General features: G+C 53.5%; 19 protein-coding genes, 1 tRNA gene and 3 rRNA genes. 3 read left to right on the forward strand and 20 right to left on the reverse strand.

The features are described 5' to 3' along the window. Window positions 1–49 precede the first annotated feature (49 nt). The 5 genes from MHH28_RS19270 to MHH28_RS19290 form a co-directional block, all read right to left on the reverse strand. A complete protein-coding gene (locus MHH28_RS19270; RefSeq protein WP_405104595.1) occupies window positions 50–178 on the reverse strand; it encodes a hypothetical protein in 129 nt (42 codons plus the stop codon). Window positions 179–342: 164 nt separating this feature from the next. Next, window positions 343–1,806, reverse strand: a complete 1,464-nt coding sequence (gltX, locus tag MHH28_RS19275) for a glutamate--tRNA ligase (protein WP_405104597.1) — start codon at window positions 1,804–1,806, stop codon at window positions 343–345. A gap of 58 nt (window positions 1,807–1,864) precedes the next feature. After that, the gene (gene ispF / locus MHH28_RS19280; protein ID WP_405104599.1) at window positions 1,865–2,353 is read right to left on the reverse strand and encodes a 2-C-methyl-D-erythritol 2,4-cyclodiphosphate synthase; all 489 of its coding nucleotides are present in this window, start codon (window positions 2,351–2,353) and stop codon (window positions 1,865–1,867) included. Next, on the reverse strand, window positions 2,350–3,048 hold the full coding sequence (gene ispD, locus MHH28_RS19285; protein ID WP_405104601.1) for a 2-C-methyl-D-erythritol 4-phosphate cytidylyltransferase: 699 nt from the start codon (window positions 3,046–3,048) through the stop codon (window positions 2,350–2,352). Before ispD ends, ispF begins: the two co-directional genes overlap by 4 nt. Window positions 3,049–3,145: 97 nt before the next feature. Continuing rightward, window positions 3,146–4,234: a PIN/TRAM domain-containing protein gene (locus MHH28_RS19290; protein ID WP_405104603.1), complete on the reverse strand. Its 1,089-nt coding sequence runs from the start codon at window positions 4,232–4,234 to the stop codon at window positions 3,146–3,148. A 210-nt stretch (window positions 4,235–4,444) separates the two neighbouring features. On the opposite strand from MHH28_RS19290, the gene MHH28_RS19295 reads away from it, so the two are divergent. Beyond that, window positions 4,445–4,840: a DUF1573 domain-containing protein gene (locus MHH28_RS19295; protein ID WP_405104605.1), complete on the forward strand. Its 396-nt coding sequence runs from the start codon at window positions 4,445–4,447 to the stop codon at window positions 4,838–4,840. A gap of 266 nt (window positions 4,841–5,106) precedes the next feature. Here MHH28_RS19295 and pssA read toward each other — a convergent pair whose 3' ends face one another. The 12 genes from pssA to MHH28_RS19355 form a co-directional block, all read right to left on the reverse strand. Beyond that, window positions 5,107–5,844 (reverse strand): CDP-diacylglycerol--serine O-phosphatidyltransferase, encoded by a 738-nt coding sequence (pssA, locus tag MHH28_RS19300; protein ID WP_405104607.1) that lies wholly within the window; start codon window positions 5,842–5,844, stop codon window positions 5,107–5,109. A 64-nt stretch (window positions 5,845–5,908) separates the two neighbouring features. Then, window positions 5,909–6,985 (reverse strand): DNA integrity scanning diadenylate cyclase DisA, encoded by a 1,077-nt coding sequence (gene disA, locus MHH28_RS19305; protein WP_405104609.1) that lies wholly within the window; start codon window positions 6,983–6,985, stop codon window positions 5,909–5,911. Window positions 6,986–6,998: 13 nt separating this feature from the next. Next, a complete protein-coding gene (gene radA / locus MHH28_RS19310; RefSeq protein WP_036692317.1) occupies window positions 6,999–8,366 on the reverse strand; it encodes a DNA repair protein RadA in 1,368 nt (455 codons plus the stop codon). Between the two features lie 217 nt (window positions 8,367–8,583). Beyond that, window positions 8,584–11,052, reverse strand: coding sequence for an ATP-dependent protease ATP-binding subunit ClpC (gene clpC / locus MHH28_RS19315; RefSeq protein ID WP_405104612.1), 2,469 nt, complete (start codon window positions 11,050–11,052; stop codon window positions 8,584–8,586). Between the two features lie 36 nt (window positions 11,053–11,088). Then, window positions 11,089–12,153: a protein arginine kinase gene (locus MHH28_RS19320; protein ID WP_405104614.1), complete on the reverse strand. Its 1,065-nt coding sequence runs from the start codon at window positions 12,151–12,153 to the stop codon at window positions 11,089–11,091. 28 nt (window positions 12,154–12,181) lie between these two features. Further along, entirely contained in the window at window positions 12,182–12,703 is a 522-nt protein-coding gene (locus MHH28_RS19325; protein ID WP_405104616.1) for a UvrB/UvrC motif-containing protein, read from the reverse strand. 30 nt (window positions 12,704–12,733) lie between these two features. Then, entirely contained in the window at window positions 12,734–13,195 is a 462-nt protein-coding gene (locus tag MHH28_RS19330; RefSeq protein WP_036721901.1) for a CtsR family transcriptional regulator, read from the reverse strand. A gap of 360 nt (window positions 13,196–13,555) precedes the next feature. Beyond that, window positions 13,556–14,728: an enhanced intracellular survival protein Eis gene (gene eis, locus MHH28_RS19335; protein ID WP_405104618.1), complete on the reverse strand. Its 1,173-nt coding sequence runs from the start codon at window positions 14,726–14,728 to the stop codon at window positions 13,556–13,558. Window positions 14,729–15,177: 449 nt separating this feature from the next. Beyond that, window positions 15,178–15,294 (reverse strand): 5S ribosomal RNA (gene rrf, locus MHH28_RS19340). Between the two features lie 127 nt (window positions 15,295–15,421). Beyond that, window positions 15,422–18,468 (reverse strand): 23S ribosomal RNA (locus MHH28_RS19345). Between the two features lie 254 nt (window positions 18,469–18,722). Beyond that, a tRNA-Ala gene (locus MHH28_RS19350) sits at window positions 18,723–18,798 on the reverse strand. A gap of 127 nt (window positions 18,799–18,925) precedes the next feature. Further along, window positions 18,926–20,486, reverse strand: a 16S ribosomal RNA gene (locus tag MHH28_RS19355). The 16S, 23S and 5S rRNA genes sit together here with 1 tRNA gene alongside, the layout of an rRNA operon. A 493-nt stretch (window positions 20,487–20,979) precedes the next feature. Here MHH28_RS19355 and MHH28_RS19360 point away from each other — a divergent pair. Both MHH28_RS19360 and MHH28_RS19365 read left to right on the forward strand, forming a co-directional pair. Then, on the forward strand, window positions 20,980–22,230 hold the full coding sequence (locus tag MHH28_RS19360) for an MFS transporter (protein ID WP_405104620.1): 1,251 nt from the start codon (window positions 20,980–20,982) through the stop codon (window positions 22,228–22,230). Between the two features lie 115 nt (window positions 22,231–22,345). Then, complete coding sequence (locus tag MHH28_RS19365) at window positions 22,346–23,620, forward strand: molybdopterin-dependent oxidoreductase (RefSeq protein ID WP_405104622.1); 1,275 nt, start codon at window positions 22,346–22,348, stop codon at window positions 23,618–23,620. A gap of 83 nt (window positions 23,621–23,703) precedes the next feature. Here the strand turns inward: MHH28_RS19365 and MHH28_RS19370 are convergent, their stop codons facing one another. The 3 genes from MHH28_RS19370 to MHH28_RS19380 are packed head-to-tail and all read right to left on the reverse strand — an operon-like array spanning window position 23,704 to window position 26,595. Next, window positions 23,704–24,603, reverse strand: coding sequence for a hypothetical protein (locus MHH28_RS19370; RefSeq protein WP_405104624.1), 900 nt, complete (start codon window positions 24,601–24,603; stop codon window positions 23,704–23,706). Between the two features lie 13 nt (window positions 24,604–24,616). Continuing rightward, window positions 24,617–25,891 (reverse strand): ABC transporter permease, encoded by a 1,275-nt coding sequence (locus MHH28_RS19375; RefSeq protein WP_405104626.1) that lies wholly within the window; start codon window positions 25,889–25,891, stop codon window positions 24,617–24,619. Next, the gene (locus MHH28_RS19380; protein WP_405104628.1) at window positions 25,888–26,595 is read right to left on the reverse strand and encodes an ABC transporter ATP-binding protein; all 708 of its coding nucleotides are present in this window, start codon (window positions 26,593–26,595) and stop codon (window positions 25,888–25,890) included. Before MHH28_RS19380 ends, MHH28_RS19375 begins: the two co-directional genes overlap by 4 nt. Between the last annotated feature and the right edge of the window lie 4 nt (window positions 26,596–26,599).

The following is a 26,599-nucleotide window of genomic DNA, read 5'->3' on the forward strand; positions in this document are numbered from 1 at the left end:
TTAACCGCGGTCCCACTCTGCTTGAACATTCGTATACGCCAGAGCTGTTTCACTTCGCAGCCCCTGTATCCGGTGTTCCTCTTGGCGTCTGTAACGGCGACAGCCCGGCACAGTCTACAGCCCCCGCACAGGGACGTTCAACCATGCAGCTCACAGGTGCATCTTCAGCGGCAGACAAATGAATAACTCCCAGCCTGCAAGGGCCTTGGCCCTTAAGCGGTTATTCTCTCTGGCAAATGTCTGTGCACGCCTACTTTTCCTGATCCCAGCTATTCATATATTCTTCTATCTTAGCGAAAAGCCACTGAACTGACAAGGGTCTTCTCCCCTCGCTTGTCCTGCTTACGCGCCTTTGATTTGTGATTTCAGACGTTCGATGACCCGGCTACGGCCGAGCAGCGCAATCGTAGCATTCAAGTCACGGCCATGCATCTGCCCGGTAAGAGCGACACGAATCGGCATAAACAGCGCTTTGCCCTTATGTCCGGTCTCCTTCTGCACTTCCTTGATCAGCACAGCCATATGCGGAGCGCTGAAATCTTCGGCAGCCTCCACTTTGGCCAGAAATGCGGACAGCACTTCAGGAACCTGGGCTTCGGCAAGTACCTGTGCCGCTTCAGTCTCCAGCTCCAGGTGGCTGCGGAAGAAAAGCTCGGAGAGGGCGACAATATCCGATGCGGCTGTCATTTGCTCCTGGTACAGCGCAACCAGGCTCTCCGCCCAGCTCTGCTGCTCCTCACTGAGTACCTCAGGCAGGCGGCCCGCCTTCTGCAAATGAGGAATGGCGAGTGCCGCGATCCGCTTAGGATCGGCATGCTTGATATAGTGATTGTTCAGATGCGCCAGCTTGTTCGTATCGAACACTGCCGGACTCTTCGACAGGCGGTCCGCCGTAAAGATTGAGATCAGCTCTTCCTTGGTGAAGATCTCCTCTTCCCCCTCCGGCGACCAGCCCAGCAGGGTGATGAAGTTGAACAGAGCTTCAGGCAGGTAGCCCAGCTGATCGTACTGTTCGATGAACTGAATGATCGATTCATTCCGTTTGCTCAGCTTCTTGTGGTCATCGCCGACAATCAGCGTCATATGGCCGAAGAGCGGAGCTTCCCAGCCCAGCGCCTCATAGATCATGAGCTGACGCGGAGTGTTGGAGATATGATCTTCTCCGCGCAGCACATGGGAGATGGCCATCAGATGGTCGTCCACCGCTACGGCGAAGTTATAGGTCGGAATCCCGTCCTTCTTCACGATGACAAAGTCGCCCATTTCTTTGGTATTGAACGAGATGCTGCCCTTGACGATATCATTGAAGGTATAAGTACGGTCTTCGGGAACAAGGAACCGGATGCTGGCAACGCGTCCCTCCGCCTCATAGGCCAGGCGCTGCTCCTCGGTCAAATTACGGTGTCTGCCGGAATAACGCGGAGTTTCGCCGCGTGCCGTCTGCTCCTCACGTTCGGCTTCCAGCTCTTCTTCCGTGCAGTAGCAGCGGTAAGCCAGACCGCGGTCCAGCAGATCCTGCCAGTATACACGGTATAGATCCAGACGTTCAGTCTGGCGGTAAGGTCCGTATTCCCCGCCTACATCCACGCTCTCATCCCAATCGATTCCCAGCCACTTCAAGTACTTCAGCTGGCTCTCTTCACCTTCTGCAATGTTGCGCTTAAGATCCGTATCTTCAATCCGGATAATGAATTTGCCGCCCAGATTGCGGGCGAACAGATAGTTAAACAAGGCTGTTCTGGCATTTCCGATATGTAAATGTCCCGTAGGGCTCGGTGCGTAACGCACCCGAACTTGATCCGCCATGGGTATCCCTCCGCTTCATAATGGTTAAAATTAGGCCTTTCCTTACGCTAAAGCCATCTCACGATGATATCACATCTTGCAGCAGACAGACAATAGATTGGGCGGCAATTCCCTCTCCGCGCCCCGCGAAGCCAAGCTGTTCAGTCGTCGTTGCTTTTACATTAACCTTCGACAGGTCAGCGCCCAGCGTGCGGGCAATAATCTCGGTCATCTGCGGAATATAAGGCGCCATCTTGGGCTTCTGTGCAATGATGGTCGAATCGATATTTCCCAGCCGGTATCCGCGCTCACGCGCAAGTGCCCATACTTGCTCCAGCAGCTTCAGGCTGTCTGCATCCTTGAAGGCCGGGTCCGTATCCGGAAAATGTCTGCCGATATCCCCAAGGCCCAGCGCTCCCAGTATAGCATCGCTAACCGCATGCAGCAGCACATCCGCATCGGAATGCCCGAGCAGCCCCTTCTCATAAGGGATCGTCACTCCGCCGATAATGCACGGCCTTCCCTCAACCAGCTGGTGTACGTCAAATCCTTGTCCTACAGCAATCATCTGTGTTCCTCTCCCCTGCTTCTTACTGTGAATTCTGCGAAATCCAGGTCCTCCGGTGTCGTGATCTTGATGTTCATGTAGCTGCCTTCTACAACGGACACGGTAATGCCGCTGCGTTCCGCCAGACTGGAATCATCTGTACCGAGAAAACCGTCCCGCTCCGCCTCCTTATAGGCGGACAGCAGATCGGACAAACGAAAAGTCTGCGGGGTCTGAATCGCCCACAGACTTCGCCGATCCGGCGTAGACAGCACGTTGCCCTCACTGTCCACCTGCTTGATCGTATCCTTAACCGGTACTGCAAGCACCGATGCTCCGGCTGACTGTGCCCGTTCGAGGCAAGCCTCTATCTCGTGAGTCTGCACGAACGGCCTTACCCCGTCATGAACCATGACCCAGCCGGTCTTCAGTTCATCCAGTCCTCGGCGTACCGAATGCTGGCGCTGCGTTCCGCCGGGAATGACTGCTGTCACTTTATCCAGCTTGTAGGCTTGTACCCATTGCCGGCAGCGCTGCACATCCTCTTCGCCGGTGACCAGCACGATTTCGGAGATCAGCTCAAGCTTCTGGAATATCTCCAGCGTATGCACGATAATCGGTTTGCCCTGCAGCAGCAAATACTGCTTACTCTCTGCCGTTCCCATCCGGGTTCCTCTGCCTGCCGCTACGATAACGGCGCCTACACTGTTTGACATTCTTTTTGGCTCCTGTCTTTCACGTATACTCCCATCATAACGTGTTTGGCTGCCATTTCCAAGCCCGCAAGGGCGCTGCCGGAGACCGTGGCTGAACTTATTGTGCTTTTTCCAGAAGCTTCGGTTTGGCAAAAATCATCCGTCCTGCCGATGTCTGCAGCACGCTGGTCACCAGAACCTCCATCGTAGTGCCGATATAATCCCGGCCGCCTTCCACAACAATCATCGTACCATCGTCCAGATAGGCTACACCTTGTCCATGTTCCTTGCCGTCCTTGATCACCTGAACAATGATCTCTTCGCCCGGCAGTACCACCGGCTTCACTGCATTCGCCAGATCATTAATATTCAGCACCGACACTCCCTGGAGCTCGCACACCTTATTAAGGTTGAAGTCGTTGGTGACGACCTTGCCGTGCAGCACCTTCGCCAGCTTGACAAGCTTGCTGTCCACTTCCGAAATTTCCTCGAAATCCCCTTCATAGATCAGCACCTTGACGTCCAGCTCCTTCTGAATTTTATTCAGAATATCCAGTCCTCTGCGTCCCCGGTTACGCTTCAGCAGGTCCGATGAATCGGCAATATGCTGCAGCTCCTCCAGGACGAACTCAGGGATCACAATCGTGCCTTCGATAAAGCCCGTTTTGCAGATGTCCGCAATCCGTCCGTCAATAATCACGCTGGTATCGAGGATCTTATGCTCCTGAGTTCCGCGTTCCTCTGGTTCGGTAGAGCGCGCCCAGCGTCCGGTATTCCAGAGCGAAGCCAGCTCCTCCTGCTTCTCCAGCCCAACCCGCAGTCCCATATAACCCAGGGCCAGTGTAGCAGCCACCTGCAGCAGCTCCCCTGCCTTGCCCAGCCAGGCCATAGCGGGATACAGCAGCAGAGACAGCAGCAGACCTCCCGTAAGCCCCGCTGCGCCTGCAGCAAGCTCGCTCATCGGGATACGCGAGCAATACGCAACCGCCTCCCGCAGTTTCGAACTTGCCCAGTCCGCGCATAAAGTCCCCGCAATCAGAAAAATAATGGCACCCAGCACCGCAAATAAAACGCTTCCTTCCATAGGCAAGCTATCCTCCAGTTTCCCAAAGCCAACCGGGAACCCTCTTTCTGCCGCGTGATATAGCGAATAACCGGACCAGGCTCCACAACACCCGGCAAGCATCAAAATCATTTTTTTCCACATAACCTCGCACCTCCTTTTATTCATCCATCAATCCTCTATACCTCACCAGTATGTTCCAATTTTTAGGACGATAATCCAGGAGAGCGTTATTTTTTCTGCAAGCCTGAAATTCCTGGCTGCTTCAATTGCCGTAAACTTCTATTGCTGGTTGAAAATGAGGGAGGCCCTGGCATATAATGAACTCAATTCGAACCCAGGGGTGAATGGAAAATGAGCGCACCAAGTTTACAGGCCTTTCAGGATCAAGTCTCCGAACTGCTGCTCCGTCACCGTAGTCTTCTGGATGTCTTGTCCAAGAATGGACAGAGCAGTGCTTCCGTCAACCGGGCCGTCGTCAAAGCCATTACCGAATGCGGCTGCATTCAGCTGCATGCCACCAAGCAGGTCTTCGAACCCACCTTGGGCCTTGAGCAAGCCAAGGAGCTTGCCGGGACCCATCTGGCCGGGGAACTGTGTGAGAACTGCCGGGAGGTCATTGGCTCGGAGCTGGGCCGCGAGTTGTTCTACATGTCTGCACTCTGCAATTTGCTTGACATCAATATGGACGAGGTTGTAGCCAAGGAATCGCAGAAATGCGCAACCCTCGGCTTGTTCAACTTGTCCTGAGCAGACTGCTCCCGCTCTCCTTCATCCATTCCGCCAGCTCAGAGGGGACCGTATGCCGTAGACTTCCCTTTCCGCAGGCAGCAAAAAGGCATTGCACTCTCCTGATATTCAGGAAAGGCAATGCCTTTTGTACAAATATAAGAATTTATATGTTTCACGCAATAACTTATCCTTATATTTCTCGCTGAAACGGTACCGTCCTTCAAAAGGACGGTACCGTTTCCACTTGTTACCGGTCTATGAATGAAATAAGTTCTGATGAAGGGCTATCCGTTCTTGGAATGATATACCTTATCCTCCGAGCGTCTTCTGCGGCGGCGTTGCCGGCGGACCTTGAACAGTCCTAAGCTCTGTCTGAAGCCGTACAAGGCGTACAGCGCAAGCAATCCAAAGATCAGCTTGGCAATCTGTTCAGGGAAGACAACGGCCACAGCTACAGCGATTACGATCACTACAGGTGCGCCTATAACCGCTTTTTTGGGAAAACCGATCTTCTTGAAGTTGGGATACTTCACTGTGCTGACCATCAGATAAGACAACAGCAGGGTAGCCACAATCATGAATGGTGCAGATACATCCTTATGGAAAAGCGCAAGCGTGGCCAGGACCCCGCCCGCAGCAGGAATAGGCAATCCTACGAAATATCCCGGAATCCCCGGGCGGACATTGAAGCGGGCCAGACGCAAGGCTCCGAATACAGGGAAGATGGCTGTGATCGTCCACCCCAGTGCAGGATTCAGCTCCTGCAGACTTGTCAAATACATAATCAGCGCCGGCGCTACTCCGAACGAAACCACATCAGATAAAGAATCCAGCTCCTTGCCGAATTCACTCTCACATTTCAGCACACGGGCCATACGGCCATCCAGCCCATCCAGCAGCATCGCGATAATCACCATGATAGCGGCCATGCTCAGCTTGCCGTCAAACGCCATCATGATACCAAACATTCCAAGCATCAGATTACCAATCGTAAAAAGACTTGGAATTGATTTTTGTATCATTTCTTCACCTCAATTTTCCTACTTGTACTACAGGGGATTGCAGCATTACGTGATTGTATGGTATTTACATTTGTCTGTCAATAAGAACTTGTTTCTGGAGCCGCTTCAATCCGTCCTGAATATTACGTGCCCGGACCTCGCCAATGCCGTCCACTTCATCGAGTTCAGCAATGCTTGCCGTCATAAGATTCGGCAGTCTTTCGAAGCGTTCCACCAAATTGTGTATAATTACATTCGGCAGCCTTGGGATCTTGTTGAGCAGGCGGTAACCGCGCGGAGTCACAGCTTCTTCGGAGGAAATCGCTGTCGAGGAATAGCCGAGCAGACGGGCTATATGGTTGTCATCCATCAGCTCATCATCCGTGCTGCGCTTCAGCCCGGCAATGATCTCGCGGATCTTGTCCTCTTGCTCCACTCTTGCATAGTCTCTGTACAGCAGCCATGCTTCTTCCTCAGTATTTCCCACCAGTTCTTCCATCTGCATGCTGATCAGGCGGCCTTCATTGCCAAGCTCGTTGATGTAACGCTTAATTTCCATTTTGATTCTCAGCACCATCTCCACGCGCTGGATCACACCGACGACCTCGGCCACCGTCACAATTCCCTCGTATTCAGAGGCGGACAGGTTGGTCAACCCTTGTGTCAGTACGGCTCTGTACTTCTCCAGGGTCTGAATCGCCTGGTTGGCTTTGGCCAGAATCGAACCGATTTCCTTGAGCGCGTAACGGATGGAGCCTTGATACAGCGTAATAATATTCCGTCGCTGGGAAATGGAAACTACCAGTTTGCCGGTCTGTTTGGCTACACGTTCAGCCGTCCGGTGCCGGATTCCCGTCTCGATGGAAGAGATGGAGGAATCGGGAATCAGCTGCGTATTGGCGTATAGAATCCGCTTCAGATCCTCACTCAGAATAATCGCCCCGTCCATTTTGGCCAGTTCATATAAATAGTTGGGCGAAAAATCGCAGTTAATGGAGAAGCCGCCATCGACAACCTCCATCACTTCCGGACTATATCCGACAACAATCAGTGCCCCGGTCTTCGCGCGAAGCACATTCTCCAGCCCCTCCCGGAAGGGTGTTCCCGGTGCGGCCATTCTAAGCAGATCATTCATATTATCTAATGGATTATATTCTTTCATGTCCCTGTGCCCCCTAATCTAACGCGACCGCTAGTGCCTGTGCTACTGTGCTGACGCCTATAATCTGGATATCCTGCGGATGCTTCCAGCCCTTCAGACTCTTCTCGGGCATAATCACCCGCCGGAAGCCAAGCTTGGCCGCCTCTTTCACCCGCATCTCTGCGCGTGATACTCCTCTAACCTCGCCGGTAAGTCCTACCTCCCCGAAGAACACGTCATACGGTTTGGTCGGGAAATCACGGAAGCTGGAGGCAATGCTGATGGCGACAGCCAGATCAACCGCCGGCTCATCCAGCTTCACCCCTCCCGCAACGTTGAGGTAAGCATCCTGATTCTGCAGGAACATGCCCATCCTCTTCTCCAGTACAGCAATAATCAGCGCCATCCGTTGATGATCCATACCCGTGCACATTCTGCGAGGCGAAGGGAAATGGGTCGAAGCCACCAGCGCCTGCAATTCAACAAGCACGGGTCTTGTGCCTTCCATGCTGGCTACCACTGCGGAACCGGCCACTCCGAGCGGGCGCTCGGACAGGAACAGCTCGGAGGGATTCTCCACCTCGGTCAGCCCGATTTCCCCCATCTCAAAAATCCCGATCTCATTGGTGGAGCCGAAGCGGTTCTTCACCGCCCGCAGCAGGCGGTACGTATGATGGCGTTCCCCTTCGAAATAAAGGACACAATCCACCATGTGCTCCAGCATGCGCGGTCCGGCAATCGCGCCTTCCTTCGTTACATGCCCTACAAGCACTGTGGCGATTCCCCGGATCTTGGCAATCCGCATGAATCTTGTCGTACATTCCCGCACCTGTGCCACACTGCCCGGCGCACTGGTTACCTCCGGCATAAATACAGTCTGGATGGAGTCAATGACGAGGAATTGAGGCTGAATCTGCTCAATCGCTTCCTCAATGCTCTCCATGTTAGTCTCACATAGAACGTACAATTCCGCAGACAGCGCTCCGAGGCGGTCGGCCCGCAGCTTGGTCTGCCGCACGGATTCTTCCCCCGAAATATACAGCACGCGCAGCCCCTGAGTAGTAAGAGCATGCGAGGTCTGCAGCAGCAGTGTCGATTTCCCGATTCCGGGGTCGCCTCCAACCAGCACCAGCGAGCCGGGAACGATCCCGCCGCCAAGCACGCGGTTAAGCTCACCGATGCCCGTCAGAATACGCGGCTCCTTGTCACTTTCTATATTTATGATCGATTGCGCCTTTTCTTTACTCTGAAAAATAGGTGCATTCATGCCTTGTGTTTTGACGACGCTTTCCGTTTCCTCTACCATCGAGTTCCATTCCTGGCAGCCCGGGCACTTCCCGAACCATTTCGGTGATTCGTAACCGCATTCGGTACAGAAAAATTTTGTTTTAGGTTTAGCCATGTGCACTCCTTACCGTCCGAACTTGCTAAAATTGCGGATATTTTACTCTTATTCAAAGTTTACCATTTCTGCACACTGAACGGAAGGTCACTTAAGATCTACTTTTCATTTGCGTCTTCTTTCGGCGTGTTCAGGATGCCTGAAGGGCGGAATCACAAATAAAGCTCCCGCCCCTCTATACGGAGGAATGGGAGCTTTGTTTCATTTTCCGGAACTATTATTCAGTTTCAACTGTTTTCTCCTGCGGGATCTCCGGCGGTGCTTCGACGGTGGTTACTACCAGCTCGCCGTTCACCTCATCAATATTGAGGGAATCCCCCTTCTTGATGTTACCTTTGAGCAGCTCTTCGGAGAGGCGGTCTTCGATATGCTTCTGAATCGCCCGGCGGAGCGGACGGGCACCGAAGGCCGGGTCATAGCCTTCTTTGGCCAGGAACGCTTTGGCCGTATCCGTAAGCAGGAAGTCTACATCGTACTCACGCAGACGCTTGCGCAGCTCCTCGGACATCAGGGTAACGATCTCGGCGATATGCTTCTCATCCAGAGAGTGGAAGACAATAATCTCGTCGATCCGGTTCAGGAACTCGGGACGGAAGCTCTTCTTCAGCTCTTCCATAACCTTGCCCTTCATATTGCTGTAATCAGCGCCTGCATCTTGAACTGCCGTGAATCCAAGCGTCGAATTCTTCTTGATCGCCTGGGCTCCCACATTCGAGGTCAGGATGATCAGTGTGTTACGGAAATCGACTACCCGGCCCTTGGAATCGGTCAGACGGCCATCTTCCAGTACCTGCAGCAGAATGTTGAACACTTCAGGGTGAGCCTTCTCGATCTCATCCAGCAGTACAACCGAATAAGGCTTGCGGCGCACCTTCTCTGTCAGTTGTCCGCCTTCTTCATACCCTACGTACCCTGGAGGCGCTCCGACCAGACGGGAGGTGGAATGCTTCTCCATGTACTCCGACATGTCGATGCGGATTACCGCATTCTCATCACCGAACATCGCTTCGGCAAGCGCCCGCGCCAGCTCGGTTTTACCGACCCCGGTAGGTCCGAGGAAGATGAAGGAGCCCATCGGACGTTTCGGGTCCTTCAGACCCGCACGCGCCCGGCGGAGCGCCCGGCTGACCGCCTTCACGGCTTCATCCTGGCCGATTACACGTTCGTGCAACAGGGCTTCCATGTTCAGCAGCCGGTCTGTCTCTTCTTCCTTCAGCTTGCTGACTGGAATGCCGGTCCAGCTGGCAACCACCTGTGCGATATCCTCAGGGGTAACCTGAGAATCGGTACGGCCCTGCTTTTCTTTCCACTGGTTCTTCGTAGTGTCCAGCTCTTCACGAATCTTCTGCTCGGTATCGCGCAGTGCAGCAGCCTTCTCGAATTCCTGGCTCTGGACTGCGGAATCCTTCTCCTTACGGATATCATCGAGACGCATCTCAAGTTCCTTCAGATTCGGCGGAATGGTGTAAGAATTCAGTCTTACCTTGGAGCCAGCTTCATCAATCAGGTCAATCGCCTTGTCCGGCAGGAACCGGTCCGGAATATAGCGGTCAGACAGCTTGACGGCTTCCACAATGGCTTCATCCGTAATCTTCACCCGGTGATGGGCTTCATAGCGGTCGCGGAGGCCAAACAGGATCTGAACAGCTTCTGTAGGCGAAGGCTGATCCACCGTGATCGGCTGGAAGCGGCGTTCCAGAGCGGCGTCCTTCTCAATATATTTGCGGTATTCGTCCAGCGTTGTGGCACCGATGCATTGCAGCTCACCACGGGCCAGGGCAGGCTTCAGGATGTTGGAGGCATCGATCGCACCTTCCGCACCACCTGCTCCGATCAGCGTATGAAGCTCATCAATGAACAGCACGATGTTACCCGCCTGGCGAATCTCATCCATGATTTTTTTGAGGCGGTCTTCGAACTCACCGCGGTATTTTGTACCGGCTACGACTGAACCCATATCCAGGGTCATTACGCGTTTGTCGCGCAGCGTCTCCGGAATTTCATTGTTGATGATCTTTTGGGCCAGGCCTTCGGCAATCGCCGTCTTACCCACCCCCGGCTCACCGATCAGTACCGGGTTATTCTTGGTCCGGCGGCTCAGCACCTGAATGACACGCTCAATTTCCTTGCTGCGGCCGATCACAGGGTCGAGGTTACCGTCCTTGGCATATGCCGTAAGATCGCGGGCCAGTCCGTCCAGCGTCGGCGTGCTGACATTAGCCGGAGCCCCGCTGTGACTGGAGGTCGCTTCGCTGCTGCCCAGAAGCTGCAACACCTGCTGGCGGGCCTTGTTCAGGCTGATGCCCAGATTGTTCAGCACACGGGCTGCTACGCCTTCTCCTTCACGGATCAGACCGAGCAGGATATGCTCTGTTCCCACATACGTATGACCCAGCTTGCGGGCTTCGTCCATGGACAGCTCGATGACCTTCTTGGCACGAGGAGTATAAGCGATGTTGGTCGGTTGTTCCTGACCTCTGCCGATCAGCGTTTCCACTTCATCTTGTATCTTCTCCAGACCCAGACCAAGTCCGATCAATGCCTTAGCGGCAATGCCGTCTCCTTCACGAATCAGTCCGAGTAAAATATGCTCTGTCCCAATGTTGTTGTGTCCCAAACGTACGGCTTCTTCCTGCGCCAGCGCCAGCACCTTTTGTGCGCGTTCCGTAAATCTTCCAAACATCATATCTCCTGCACCTCCACGGATAATAAATATCTATAATTAATGTTGTGATCCCAGTGTCTCCCGGAGCAGCTTCGCCCGGTACATATCGCGTTCAGTCGTTGACAGCTCATCACCGAACAGCTTTTGCAGAAAACCAGGCTGAGTCTTGACATTCAGCTCATTGAGCACTGAAATCGAAGGCCCTTCCAGAATCCCCAGATCCACACCAAGCCGCAGATCGGAGAGCCGCTGTGCAGATTCTTTCAGTTCCATCACAGCAGCATAGGCCAGAATCCCGTAGGAGCGCTTGATACGGTCAGTAATCCGCAGGGCGGAATCGGCCAGCAGGCGTTCACGCGCATTCCGCTCATGCTCTATAATCTGGGTGACTACGCTATGAAGATTCTCGATAATCTCACTTTCAGTCTGACCAAGCGTAATCTGGTTCGAGATCTGAAAGATATTCCCTACTGCTTCGCTGCCTTCACCATAAATTCCTCTAACGGTAAGCCCCACCTGATTGACTGCGGACAAAATCCGGTTGATCTGATGAGTCATTACCAAGGCCGGCAGATGCACCATAACCGAAGCTCTCAGCCCTGTTCCCACATTGGTGGGACAGCTTGTTAAGTACCCTCTGCGGTCATCGAAGGCGTAATTGACAGCAGCCTCGAAAATATCATCGATGGCGGTTGCCCTGCCCCAGGCTTCTCTGACCTGCAGCCCCGGAAACAGGCATTGAATGCGGAGATGATCCTCCTCATTAATCATAATGCTGACCGACTCGTCCTCATTAAGAATGACTGCTCCGCCTTTGGAATCATCGGCCAGATTAGGACTGATGAGATGCTTCTCGACCAGCACTTTTTTGTCCAGCTCACCCAGCTCATCCAATCTCAGCAGTTCAAAGCTGCCGAAATCTGCCGATGCCTCACCCTGAAATACAGGGGCAAGCTGCTCCAGCACCTCCTCCGCCTGCTCTGTTGAAGCTAACAGCGGGAACGGAAGATGCTCCAGATTACGGGCGATACGCATACGGCTGCTGATGACAATCTCGGAATGACTGCCGCCGCAGCGCATCCATTCACTAAGTGCTTGTTCGGTATACCGGAGACTTGACATGCCTGATCCCCCCTATATATCAAAGACTTTACTCTTGTAGCATTTCTTTTTCAAGCTTGCGGATTCTGTCCCTCAGCTCAGCTGCGGTCTCGAACTCCTCCTGCACAATGCTCTCCTGCAATTCCTGCTTCAGCTCATCAATCTGGCGCTTGCACATAATCTGTGCACCCGCCCGCTGTGGGAGCTTCCCGACATGCGCCGTACTGCCGTGTACCCGTCTGAAGAGCGGGTCGAGCGTACTGTCGAAATACTTATAGCAAGAGCTGCAGCCGAACCGTCCCAGCTTGCTGAACTGTGAATAGGTCATGCCGCAGTTTTCACAATGCAGACCCTGCACACTTTGCGCTGCCGACTTGCCCTTGCCTGAGCCTTCCAGATCCAGCAGACCGGACAGCAGACTGTGGATAGAGAAGCCTCCCGCAGTTCCGGGAATCAGTTCGCCCTTCTCCCTTGCACAGCTTTCACAGATATGAAATTCCGTCTTCTCCCCGTTCACGATCTTCGTGAAGTGGAGTGTAGCTGGTTTGACGCCGCATTCCTGGCATAACATGAGCGGTGTCCCTCCTTACCATTTGACAAATTATTTGCCCAATAAAGAGATTAGCATGGCCTTCATAAGCTTGGCACGAATCTCATCCCGGTACGGCAGATTGACCGTCAGGCACTCCCGGGATACAGCGGAACGCATCAGACATGCTTCACGTTTGGAGAGGAAACGGGCCTCCTCCAGCTGATAAATCAGCCCTTCAGCAGAATTCTGATCTATATCATTCCCTATCGTGGAGTTCAGATGTGCGTACAAGGCCACATTCTGTGGCAGCTCATAGCGCTGAATCCGGATATATCCGCCGCCGCCGCGTTTGCTCTCCACTACATAACCCTTTTCCAATGTGAACCGTGTACTGATGACGTAGTTGATCTGCGACGGCACACAGGAGAACTGGTCCGCCAGATCATTGCGCTGAATCTCCACCGTACCTTCGGGACTCTCATGCAAAATATTCTTCAGATATTGTTCAATAATATCGGAGATATTACGCATCACTCACCCTCCAGTGTGTTAGCATTGGTAAAATCGTGCTGCGCCTCCGCCTGCCGTCCAGACATGCTCTTAAGAATTTAACCCGGGCAGGGATTTAAGAATCGGCTGCAATAGCCTTGGGGCTGCCCTTTTCTTCTAAATGTTACATTCCTGAGAACGATGACGTTTGGCCTGCGTTGACTTTGACTTTCTTTGACTTTTTCATATTATAACATATTCTCACTGAATTCCAAGGGGTACCTTCTATTTTTTACTTTTTGGCTGTATTGTATTCCGGTTGCCCACAGAGATCACTGAATTTAGGCGTTATGTATGGCAGAGCTCCTCCGCTTCTAAGGGAAGGGGAAGAGCCGTTTTGTGTCAGAAAAAATCGAATAATGCCGTCTCGGCCTGCGGAATTAGTGCTTCCAGCCAGGCTGCCGCCTCAGCCGTCCCGGATAATTGTCCGTACCGGGCTGCCTGAAGCGGACGTCTGTATCCCATCAGCAGTGCTGTAAGCGTGCCGATACCGCATTGAAGATCAGCCTCTGACCGCTCTCCTTGCATCCGGGTAAGCGTCGCTTCCCCGTGCTCCGATACATTCCACCGCCATAACCCGTTATTCCAGGCTGCATGCTTATCTTCAATATAAAACACCCGCTCCCGGTCACCCTCCGGCACATTAAAGGTCATGTTCTCCACAAAAGCCTTAGCATTGACGATACGCGCCATGAAGTATGGATAATTCTCCTGCGCAATCCGCGGATCGGGAAGGAGGAAGGGAAGAATGTCGTCAGCAGGCACCAGCTTCAGCTGGGCAGCCGTAATCATCGAATCATGATTGGCCAGGAAGGTCCACAAGCCTTGGCGGGCCTGCTCATTTCCATAGATGAACTCATCGATGACCAGCTCCTGCTGCACTATTTTATACAGCACATAACCCTCCGGTTCACCCTGCTCCGAATAAAACACACAGGCATGCATCTCGTCATCAAGCACACTCTCCTTCCACCAGGACTCGCTGCGCTGGAGTGTACCGTTATACCTCCTGGCAAATGAATCGTACATCTGCTGGAATACTGCAATATCCGAGATCCCGCGCTTCACGGTGCCTTGTATCTCTGTCTTGTGCGGGAACTTCCCTACAGGAATGGTGTACTTCTTATATTCACAGTAGATCTCCCAGCCGAATTTACGGTAAAAGGGAATCAGGAACGGATGCAAAAAGGACAACGTCTGACCCGCTTCGTTCATCCTCTGGAGCGCATGGGTCAGCAGCTCGGCCACATACCCCTGCCGGCGGTTCTCCGGCCAAGTGGCAACACCGGCAATTCCCCCCATAGCAACGGGCTTGCCCTGTATATATACCTGTAACGGAAGTAGCGTCAGCTTCGCGCCGATGCTGTCCCCTTCAAAAATCCCCCAGGTTTGTTCCGGTTTGAAGTTCTCCCTGGCGCGTACTCTATCTTCTGCAGAAACCTTATACTTAAAAGCATATTCGGACAAGCTCAGGCTGTCCTCAAATTCTTCGGCACGCAATTGCCTGATTTCCATTCTGTTCCCCCCGTTAACATTCCATAGATTAACTGCGAAGTTTGACACTGAATAATTGCTTATTAGAGAGTATAACAAGCCAAGCCGCCGGATGCTAATAAAGGCTGGCCATCAGCTGCAAAAAGAATAGTTATCCACAGCTTTTGCACAGCAAAGCAAAAAACCGGAAAGAGATTCTTTCCAGCTGAAATGAGTTATCCACGATTACGTTTTATCTATCCACATTATTCACTTTTTATCCACAAAATCGGTGTATTACTTATGTTTTCGCTTGACTCATCCACAATATTATGCATATTGCACCCATTAACCGGGGAGAGATTCATTCCTGAAATTGTATCCACATGTGCGTAATTTTTCTGCACTTGCTGAAATCTATCCACAGCTTTTCCACAGCCCTGCACAAAGCAAAAAAACCACTGTCGATTGCTCAACAATGGTTCCTATGTGCTTGGCAACGTCCTACTCTCCCAGGACCCCTCGGTCCAAGTACCATCGGCGCTGGAGGGCTTAACGGTCGTGTTCGGGATGGGTACGTGTGGAACCCCTCCGCTATCGCCACCAAACATGCGTCTGTGAAACAGACGCTGCCGCTTGAAATTCGGTTCATCACGGATGTGTGAATGAATTCCGTTGCGTTCAGGATTTGATTCCTGAAAACTGAATCCGAAACGAATCTGCGCGTTAGAATTTTTGGATAAGCCCTCGACCGATTAGTATTGGTCAGCTCCATGCATTGCTGCACTTCCACCTCCAACCTATCTACCTCGTCGTCTTCAAGGGGTCTTACTGACTTGGGAAATCTCATCTTGAGGGGGGCTTCACGCTTAGATGCTTTCAGCGCTTATCCCGTCCGTACGTAGCTACTCAGCCATGCTCCTGGCGGAACAACTGATGCACCAGCGGTACGTCCATCCCGGTCCTCTCGTACTAAGGACAGCTCCTCTCAAATTTCCTGCGCCCACGACAGATAGGGACCGAACTGTCTCACGACGTTCTGAACCCAGCTCGCGTACCGCTTTAATGGGCGAACAGCCCAACCCTTGGGACCTACTTCAGCCCCAGGATGCGATGAGCCGACATCGAGGTGCCAAACCTCCCCGTCGATGTGGACTCTTGGGGGAGATAAGCCTGTTATCCCCAGGGTAGCTTTTATCCGTTGAGCGATGGCCCTTCCATGCGGTACCACCGGATCACTAAGTCCGACTTTCGTCCCTGCTCGACTTGTAGGTCTCGCAGTCAAGCTCCCTTATGCCTTTGCACTCTGCGAATGATTTCCAACCATTCTGAGGGAACCTTTGAACGCCTCCGTTACTCTTTAGGAGGCGACCGCCCCAGTCAAACTGCCCGCCTGACACGGTCCCCGTACCCGATAAGGGCACCAGGTTAGAACCTAGATACGATCAGGGTGGTATCCCAACGGCGCCTCCGCAGAAGCTTGCGCTCCTGCCTCAACGGCTCCCACCTATCCTGTACAGATCGTACCCAAATTCAATATCAAGCTGCAGTAAAGCTCCATGGGGTCTTTCCGTCTTGTCGCGGGTAACCTGCATCTTCACAGGTATTAAAATTTCACCGGATCTCTCGTTGAGACAGCGCCCAAGTCGTTACGCCATTCGTGCGGGTCAGAATTTACCTGACAAGGAATTTCGCTACCTTAGGACCGTTATAGTTACGGCCGCCGTTTACTGGGGCTTCGGTTCACAGCTTCGGATTGCTCCTAACCGCTCCCCTTAACCTTCCAGCACCGGGCAGGCGTCAGCCCGTATACTTCGCCTTGCGGCTTCGCACAGACCTGTGTTTTTGCTAAACAGTCGCTTGGGCCTTTTCACTGCGGCCCCCTCGGGCTATTCACCCTACCGAGGCACCCCTTCTCCCGAAGTTACGGGGTCATTTTGCCGAGTTCCTTAACGAGAGTTCTTCCGCGCGCCTTAGAATTCTCTTCTCGCCTACCTGTGTCGGTTTGCGGTACGGGCACCTTCTCCTGGCTAGAGGCTTTTCTTGGCAGTGTGAGATCATGACCTTCGCTACTGTAATTTTCGCTCCCCATCACAGCCCAGCCTTACGATGTGCGGATTTGCCTGCACACCAGCCTCACTGCTTAGACGGACATCCATCAGTCCGCGTCACTACCCTCCTGCGTCACCCCATCGCTCATAGCGGATTACGGTGGTACAGTAATTTCAAACTGTTGTCCTTCGACTACGCCTGTCGGCCTCGCCTTAGGTCCCGACTTACCCTGAGCGGACGAGCCTTCCTCAGGAAACCTTGGGCTTTCGGCGGATCAGATTCTCACTGATCTTTTCGTTACTCATACCGGCATTCTCACTTGTATACTCTCCAGCGCTCCTTACGGTACACCTTCAACGTATATACAACGCTCCCCTACCCCAGGATCGACTTCACTCCAGCTTCGAAGTCTGTGTTTATCCCCTGAAAGCATTTAGCCATTCATCCCTTCGGATGGTTCACGGCATCAATGTCAATCTGGATAAACACGCCTCAAAGGCGCAGTGAAGTCGATCCTAGCCATAGCTTCGGTGGTGTGTTTAGCCCCGTTACATTTTCGGCGCAGAGTCACTCGACCAGTGAGCTATTACGCACTCTTTCAATGGTGGCTGCTTCTAAGCCAACATCCTGGTTGTCTGTGCAACTCCACATCCTTTCCCACTTAACACACACTTGGGGACCTTAGCTGATGGTCTGGGCTGTTTCCCTTTTGACAATGGATCTTAGCACTCACTGTCTGACTCCCGGCAAGAAGTAAATGGCATTCGGAGTTTGACTGAGCTTGGTAACCCTTGCGGGCCCCGCACCCAATCAGTGCTCTACCTCCACCACTCCATTCACCGAGGCTAGCCCTAAAGCTATTTCGGGGAGAACCAGCTATCTCCGAGTTCGATTGGAATTTCTCCGCTACCCCCACCTCATCCCCGCATTTTTCAACATGCGTGGGTTCGGGCCTCCAGTGCGTGTTACCGCACCTTCACCCTGGACAGGGGTAGATCACACGGTTTCGGGTCTACGTCCACATACTCAGTCGCCCTATTCAGACTCGCTTTCGCTGCGGCTCCGGCTTCTCACCTTAACCTTGCATGTTAAACGTAACTCGCCGGTTCATTCTACAAAAGGCACGCCATCACCCCTAAAACGGGCTCTGACTTTTTGTAAGCACACGGTTTCAGGTTCTATTTCACTCCCCTTCCGGGGTGCTTTTCACCTTTCCCTCACGGTACTGTTTCACTATCGGTCGCCAGGTAGTATTTAGCCTTAGCAGATGGTCCTGCTGGATTCATACGGGGTTTCACGTGCCCCGCACTACTCGGGATCCGTCTCGGAGGGAACACAGTTTGGGCTACAGGGCTTTTACCTCTATCGCGGGCCTTTCCAGACCTCTTCGCCTACTCGATTCCTTTGTAACTCCATGTGAGACGTCCCACAACCCCAAGAGGCAAGCCCCTTGGTTTAGGCTGTTCCGCGTTCGCTCGCCGCTACTGACGGAATCACTATTGTTTTCTCTTCCTCAGGGTACTTAGATGTTTCAGTTCCCCTGGTCTGCCTCTACGCATCCTATGTATTCAGATACGAGTAACTGCGAATTACCACAGCTGGGTTTCCCCATTCGGACACCCCCGGATCAAAGCTTGCTTACAGCTCCCCGAGGCAGTTTCGTTGTTCGCCACGTCCTTCGTCGGCTCCTGGCGCCTAGGCATCCTCCGTGTGCTCTTAGTAGCTTAACCAAATTGCTCCGGTATTGGCTGCTTCGCTCATCTTGTTTTGAATAGCGCCCCCGGATTTCTCCGTGTGCTAGAATATTCAAAGCCAAAAGTCGCTCACCATCCAAAACCATCGCTCAAGCATTACTAATTATTGAAACTTGTTTACACAAGTTCAGCTTAAAGGAATGTTCTAAAACGCAAATTCGTTTCGGTATCCAGTTTTCAAGGATCAAGTTGTATCCAATATTTTAGACATACAAATAGATGAAGTTTGTTGGTGGAGCCAAGCGGGATCGAACCGCTGACCTCCTGCTTGCAAGGCAGGCGCTCTCCCAGCTGAGCTATGGCCCCGCAAATTCCATCAAAACCGAACAAATGGAAACGCTCAAGACTTTACGAAGTAAAGCCCGCTTCAGGAAGCAAGCTTACTGAAGACTTATATTTGAATGTTTCCGTTGCAGGAAACGATTCTCCATAGAAAGGAGGTGATCCAGCCGCACCTTCCGATACGGCTACCTTGTTACGACTTCACCCCAATCATCTACCCCACCTTCGGCGGCTGGCTCCCTTGCGGGTTACCCCACCGACTTCGGGTGTTGTAAACTCTCGTGGTGTGACGGGCGGTGTGTACAAGACCCGGGAACGTATTCACCGCGGCATGCTGATCCGCGATTACTAGCAATTCCGACTTCATGCAGGCGAGTTGCAGCCTGCAATCCGAACTGAGACCGGCTTTGCTGGGATTGGCTCCACCTCGCGGCTTCGCTTCCCGTTGTACCGGCCATTGTAGTACGTGTGTAGCCCAGGTCATAAGGGGCATGATGATTTGACGTCATCCCCACCTTCCTCCGGTTTGTCACCGGCAGTCACTCTAGAGTGCCCAGCTCTACCTGCTGGCAACTAAAGTCAAGGGTTGCGCTCGTTGCGGGACTTAACCCAACATCTCACGACACGAGCTGACGACAACCATGCACCACCTGTCTCAACTTTCCCCGAAGGGCACCTGATGCATCTCTGCTTCGTTAGTTGGATGTCAAGACCTGGTAAGGTTCTTCGCGTTGCTTCGAATTAAACCACATACTCCACTGCTTGTGCGGGTCCCCGTCAATTCCTTTGAGTTTCAGTCTTGCGACCGTACTCCCCAGGCGGAGTGCTTACTGTGTTAACTTCGGCACCAAGGGTATCGAAACCCCTAACACCTAGCACTCATCGTTTACGGCGTGGACTACCAGGGTATCTAATCCTGTTTGCTCCCCACGCTTTCGCGCCTCAGCGTCAGTTACAGCCCAGAAAGTCGCCTTCGCCACTGGTGTTCCTCCACATATCTACGCATTTCACCGCTACACGTGGAATTCCACTTTCCTCTTCTGTACTCAAGTCACCCAGTTTCCAGTGCGACCTCAGGTTGAGCCCAAGGTTTAAACACCAGACTTAAATAACCGCCTGCGCGCGCTTTACGCCCAATAATTCCGGACAACGCTTGCCCCCTACGTATTACCGCGGCTGCTGGCACGTAGTTAGCCGGGGCTTTCTTCTCAGGTACCGTCACTCCGGCAGCAGTTACTCTACCGGACGTTCTTCCCTGGCAACAGAGCTTTACGATCCGAAAACCTTCATCACTCACGCGGCGTTGCTCCGTCAGGCTTGCGCCCATTGCGGAAGATTCCCTACTGCTGCCTCCCGTAGGAGTCTGGGCCGTGTCTCAGTCCCAGTGTGGCCGTTCACCCTCTCAGGTCGGCTACGCATCGTCGCCTTGGTGGGCCGTTACCCCACCAACTAGCTAATGCGCCGCAGGCCCATCCCCAAGCGGCAGATTGCTCCGCCTTTCATTCTCTCCTCAGGAGAAGAAAGAAATTATCCGGTATTAGCTACCGTTTCCGGTAGTTATCCCAGGCTTGAGGGCAGGTTGCCTACGTGTTACTCACCCGTCCGCCGCTAAGTCTAAAAGGAAGCAAGCTTCCTTTCAGACTCCGCTCGACTTGCATGTATTAGGCACGCCGCCAGCGTTCGTCCTGAGCCAGGATCAAACTCTCCAATTAGGATGCTTGCGGAGCAAGCATCACCTGCAATCTCTTCGGTCCCACTCGGCTGAGCAGATGAAGAGATTGCAGTATAGAAAGAGCGATTGCTCATTTTGAAACTGACGATTCATAAATGAATCTTGTAAAAATTAAAGCGTTCCATTTGTTCAGTTTTCAAAGAACTTGCTCCCGGCATTTCAACTTATTGTCTCTTGCACAGGAATTAGATCATATCATTTTATCACTTTCTTTGTCAACTTATTTTTCTACCGCCGCTTCATTCAGCGTCGATGTCTCATAAGCACAAGAGATAATATATCACGCGCTCCAAACGTTGGCAAGTCTTTTTTATAAGTTGGTTAAGCAACCACTTTATTTGAGGTAATAATGAATAGTTGACCGCCCTCCTGCACAAATTGATTCCCATAACGCTCCATTTGTCGCTACAATAGAATTTATCTTCATCATCTACAGGTACCTTACTTATTAGTTGTTCTTGAAAGGAGTTCAAATGTCCAACAAGACCCTGCCTCAAGCTCCCTCCAGCTCTCTGGGGGAATCACGCAATCTGCAGCAGGCTACCATCTACCGCATTTTGCTCGCCGTCAGTTTTGTTCATTTATTCAACGATTCCATTCAGGCTCTGATTCCGGCGATGTTCCCGGTATTGAAAGATAACCTGGTACTCTCCTATGCCCAGATCGGCTGGATTGCGTTCGCGCTGAACCTCACCTCCTCGGTGATTCAGCCTATTATCGGCTTCGCTGCAGACCGGAAGCCGCGTCCTATTCTGCTGCCGCTGGGGATGTGCTGCACCTTTGCCGGGGTTTTCCTGCTCGCTTTTGCCGGTAATTATCTATTGGTGATTGTGTCCGTAATGCTGGTGGGCTTCGGATCAGCGGCCTTCCATCCGGAAGGGATGCGTGTGGCTCATATGGCTGCCGGTCAGCGCAAGGGGCTGTCACAATCCATATTTCAGGTGGGCGGCAACGCCGGTCAAGCCCTGGGTCCTCTATTAATGAAGTGGGTGTTCATTCCCTTCGGGCAGATGGGTGCTCTCGGCTTCACTGTTATTGCCGCTGCCGGAGTGGCTATCCAGGCCTATGTGGCCCGCTGGTACCGTGAGATGCTGGATGCCGGATATACCTTCCGCAAAAAGTCAGTGTCCCGCTCCATTGATCCTGCCCGCAGCAAACGCATTCTGATTACCACGGTCATCCTGGTCTTCATCGTGTTCGTGCGCTCCTGGTACGGCGCCTCCATAGGCGGGTACTATGCCTTCTATTTAATGGACAAATACGGGATGACGCTGGATAAGGCGCAGATCTATATCTTCATCTATCTCGCAGCCGGCGCTGTCGGCACCTTCTTCGGCGGGCCGCTGGCGGACCGCTTCGGCCGCCGTAACCTCATCCTGGTCTCGATGATCGGGACGGTGCCGTTTGCGCTGGCCTTGCCTTTTGTGAACCAGTTCTGGGCGGCTGTGCTGCTGATTATCTCCGGGTTCATTCTATTATCCAGCTTCTCCGTCACTGTTATCTATGCGCAGATGCTGTATCCGGGCAATATCGGCACGGTCTCGGGTCTGATTACAGGCCTGGCGTTCGGGCTTGGCGGAATCGGGTCTGTCGTGATCGGACATCTGATTGACACGATCGGAATCGCCACGGTGTTCGTGGCCTGCGGCTTCCTGCCGCTGCTCGGCCTGCTGGCGCTGCTGCTGCCCGGTGACAAGAAGCTGGAGGAATGGGCAGCCGAATAATCCTCGGAGCCCTGGATTGCGGCAGAGCATTATTCAAGCGACACTTTTTGCGGTACAATTAATTAAAACTTGAATTAATCACTCTAAGCTGGAGGCACCAGAGGAGGCTAAGCGCTTGAAGAACTTACTTACATCCCTTCGCAAAGGATATGGCAAGAAGCTCGTCTCCATTCACCTGTGGAATGCGTGGCTGGTCTTATTCCTCGCCCTTAGCGGTCTGATGCTGGTGGGCGGCTTCTGGAGAGAGCTGCTCGGCGAGGGCAGAGTGTGGCTGAAATGGGGCCATATCGGGTTTGGACTGATACTGTTGATCCCCGTGGTCTATTATCTGCTCCTGGCGGCGAAGCACTGGAAGCGGCTCAAGGGTAAACCTGCGCAAAAAGCCAATGTCCTCTTCGTGCTTACGCTGTTGATCGGCTGGCTGATCTCGGGAGTGGTGCTCTGGCAGTTCAGACTTGCCGGGCCGAGAGCGGCGAATAGCGCGTTATTCATTCATGATCTGCTGACCTGGGTCGGCCTCCCTGTAATCATCTATCACTCCATTACCCGGGTGAAATGGCTGAAGGAGCCCAAGAAGCGCACGATTGTGGCAGAAGCTGTACCTGTAGAGGAGAAATCCCCCCTTACCGGAAGGTCCCGGCCTGTGACACCTTCTGAAGCCCAGCCTATGTACTCACGCCGTGGTTTCATTAAGGTTGCGGTAGGCGCCGGTCTTGCGGTAACGCTCGGCCCTACTTTTGTCCGCTGGATCGGCAAGTCCCTGCAATTTCCGGGTACCGCCGACTATGCGGCCACGAATGCCAATGCATTGGTTCCCGATCCTGTGCCGCTGGCGGAATCCGCACCTCCTATAGGCGGGGGAGCGGAGGGCAGCTTTCGCGTATATACGGTCACGGCCATTCCCGCTTTCGACAACTCCAACTGGTCTTTTACCATTGATGGCCTGGTGGATAAGAAGCTGAGCTGGAACTGGGAAGAGTTCGTCAAGCTGCAGCGCGAGGTGCAGGTCAGTGATTTTCACTGCGTGACAGGCTGGTCTGTGTACAAAAATACATGGGAGGGCCTGCCCCTCTCGAAGCTGCTCGATATGGCCGGTGTGCAGTCTGAAGCAGTCATGGTCAAGTTCTACTCGGGCGACGGCGTCTATACCGACTCTCTGACCCTGGATCAGGCGCGGATGGACGATATCATGGTGGCAGTGATGCATGACGGCAAACCTATCCCCAATCAGCTCGGCGGGCCGGTTCGTCTGGTGACTCCGCAAATGTATGCTTATAAATCGGTCAAATGGCTGAACCGGATTGAGTTAATCAATGAAGATTATGTCGGGTATTGGGAACAGCGGGGGTATGACAAAGATGCCTGGCTTCCGGGTGCCAAGCGGGTGTAGTTGCAGCTCCTGCCTTTTATCCAATTACAAAAACCTCCTTTCCCATCAGGGATTTGGAGGTTTTTGTGCGCTTGTGTGGCGGATTACAGGCTGGTGAAGGAAGCGTCGTACAGTCGGAACATGGTTTTGTAGCCGGATTCGTCGATCTTAATCCCCACATCCAGTCGCCCCGATATCTCCAGAGGACCTGAGGTATACCGGAGCTTGCTGCCCTCAGGAACAAACACAATCATAATCTTGTTCCAGTACGTCTCATCCCCATTATCGAACGGACACTCCGCACCCGGCTCGGGGATCAGCAGAAACCAGTTGTTCTCAAAGGAAAGGACCTCGCCCATGAAGCCCTTAATGGTCACCTGCTGGCCGCTGATATCCCAGAATTGCTCGGAGGGCCGGGTCTGATCGCCTCCGTCAAAAAAACCGTTCCAGTCTATGGCTGTATTCCCTGTGGAGGCAACCACCACTGTAGCCGTTGCTGCCGCAGACGGTGAAGGCGATACGCTCAATGCCGGAGCAGATCCAGCCTTGGCGGATTCTGCTTCAGCGCTGCTCCCCCCGGTACCCTTAGGCCCTGCTGCTGGGCGGGGGCTTTGTACAGAAGAAGAGGCTTCCGGACTCGGGGGAGTAGTTACAGTCTTCCTGGAGGTCTTCCGGGTAGCCGTCTCAACAGGTGCAGCAGTTGGCGCGGGAGACGGCTTGAACGTAACCTTCACCTCGGGTCCTGCATCTGCACCTTTGGATGAAGGAGCGGATGCCGCAACCCCGTCTTTGGCTACTGGAGCAGTGGCCTGCGGGGAAGGGGAAGGTGATGCGGACGCCTCAGCTTCCGCCGTGACTTCTGCCGCGCTCTGCGGAGCTTCCGCTACTGCCGCAAAGGACTCCCCGTTCCCTTTAGTAGCAGCATTTTGGCCGCATGCCTGAAGCAACAGCATACCCGCTATAGCCCCCGACAGTAAAAGCAATCTTCCTTGTAGTCGTATCAATTGAACGTACCTCCTATGATTTGAACAAGGCGAGCGGATGCATCCGGTACATACGGAAGGCCGGTCCAAGCGAGGACAGCAGGCCTATAGCTAGCGCCCCAAGCACAATAAGCCAATGCTCCTGTGTCCAGTGGTAGGGCTCGATTTGAATGCCCGCCTGCGAGAACAGCATATCCTTAAGCAGATAGGCTCCGAGATGACCGATTACAAGCCCCGCGATGAGTCCGGTTGCTGTTACCAGCAGGCCTTCTGTAGTCAATGTCAGCCATACGTAGGCCCGTGATTTTCCGAGGAGGCGCAGTATTCCCACATCCTTGGTCCGCTCCGAGGCTGCTGCAACGAGAGATAATAGAATTGCAATCCCTGCGAGCAGCACGCAAATGGCCGTCAGCATCCCAAGCAGCCGGGAGCCCTGATCCACCGCATTCAACACATCCGACACAGCCTTGCTGGTATACGCCGCCTGAACACCGTTACTGCCATCGAACGCCTGCTTCAAATCATGGGCTCCCAGCAGACTGGCCGGCTTCACCAAGACCGCCGTAATCTCCCGCTCCTCAGGTGCCAGACCATGTACAGCCCAGGCATAGTCCACCGTTGTAAAGACCGCACGGTCATCCGGAGTATGGAGTTCAGGAAGAATACCGGCTACCCTGTAGCGAAAATCCTCATGGGCATGCTCACCGTGCTCTCCGGCTCCCTCTTCCTCAACTGCAACGTGTCCGTCAGACTGCCCGGCCTCATGCTCATCCCCATGTTCTGCCTTTGCGGATTCGTGATGCTCGCCTTGCACAAGTCCATGCGCGCCAGCAAAGGTATCGCCAACCTTCAGCCCCAGCGACCGGGCGACATATGAGCCTATAATGGTATCACCGGTATCGGCATACATCTTGCCTTCCTGGAGCTTGCTGCCCCCGTAGCGGGTGAAGAAATAACCGGAGTCTATCCCGACAATCGGATACCCCTTGTAGTTGTCGCCCGTAGTCAGCGCATAGGCCGCTTCCACAGACGGGTCCTGCCGTGCCTGATCCAGAACAGCGAGCGGGATATTCCCGGTTGGCGCGCCAATATGATAAAAGGTATTGAGCACCAGCTGTGTCTCACTGCCCGCTGCTCCTATCACAAGGTCAAAGGGGCCATAGCCCTTCTTGGCCCCCTGCTCTACACTCTGCCGGGACAGGACAAGCAGGACGATAAAAGCCACCGTAATCGCCACCGCACACACGGTGAGCAGGGACAGGAACCGCCGGTGCAGCACATTGCGGAGGGTGAGCCGGAACAGGCTCATAGTGAAATCCCCTCCTGTTCCACCGAACCGGACGAAGACCGCTGCCGGGGGAATGTCTCCCGGTGCACTTCGTTGATCTCCCGGATGTTCAAGCGTCGCGGAAACCGTTCAGCCATATTGAGGTCATGCGTGACCACGATTAAGGTGTGGCCATGAGCCGCACTAAGCGCCAGGAGCAGAGTGGATATCTCATCGGCCGTCTCCCAGTCCAAGCTGCCTGTCGGTTCATCCGCCAGCAGAAGCGGCGGGTGATTCACCATGGCCCTTACAATGGCAACGCGCTGCTGCTGCCCGCGGGAGAGCTGGGAAGGCAGATGCCTGCCGCGGCCCGCAAGGCCTACCTGCTCCAGCCAGCTGTCTACTATGCGCCGCCTCTCCTTTTGCGGAAGCCGGGCCGTCATGGCAATCTCGACATTCTGCCGCGCCGTCAGCGAAGGAATCAGATGGAAGTCTTGCAGCACGTAGCCGATAGCGGAAGCACGGAAGGCATCGCGCTTCGCCTCGGTCAACTCATGCAGCGGCTGTCCATCTACGGTAATTGTGCCGCTGTCTGCACTCATGATGCCGCTGATCAGATGCAAAAGCGTGCTTTTACCGGACCCGCTGGGTCCGGTAATGGCTACGCGCTCTCCTTGTTCAACCTTCCAAAGGGGGATATCGAGAATCGGCACCGCTCTGCCATCCACTTTGAATTGTTTGGTCAAATTC

It is taken from the genome of Paenibacillus sp. FSL K6-1217, assembly GCF_045040735.1.
Taxonomy (GTDB): Bacteria; Bacillota; Bacilli; order Paenibacillales; family Paenibacillaceae; genus Paenibacillus_AQ.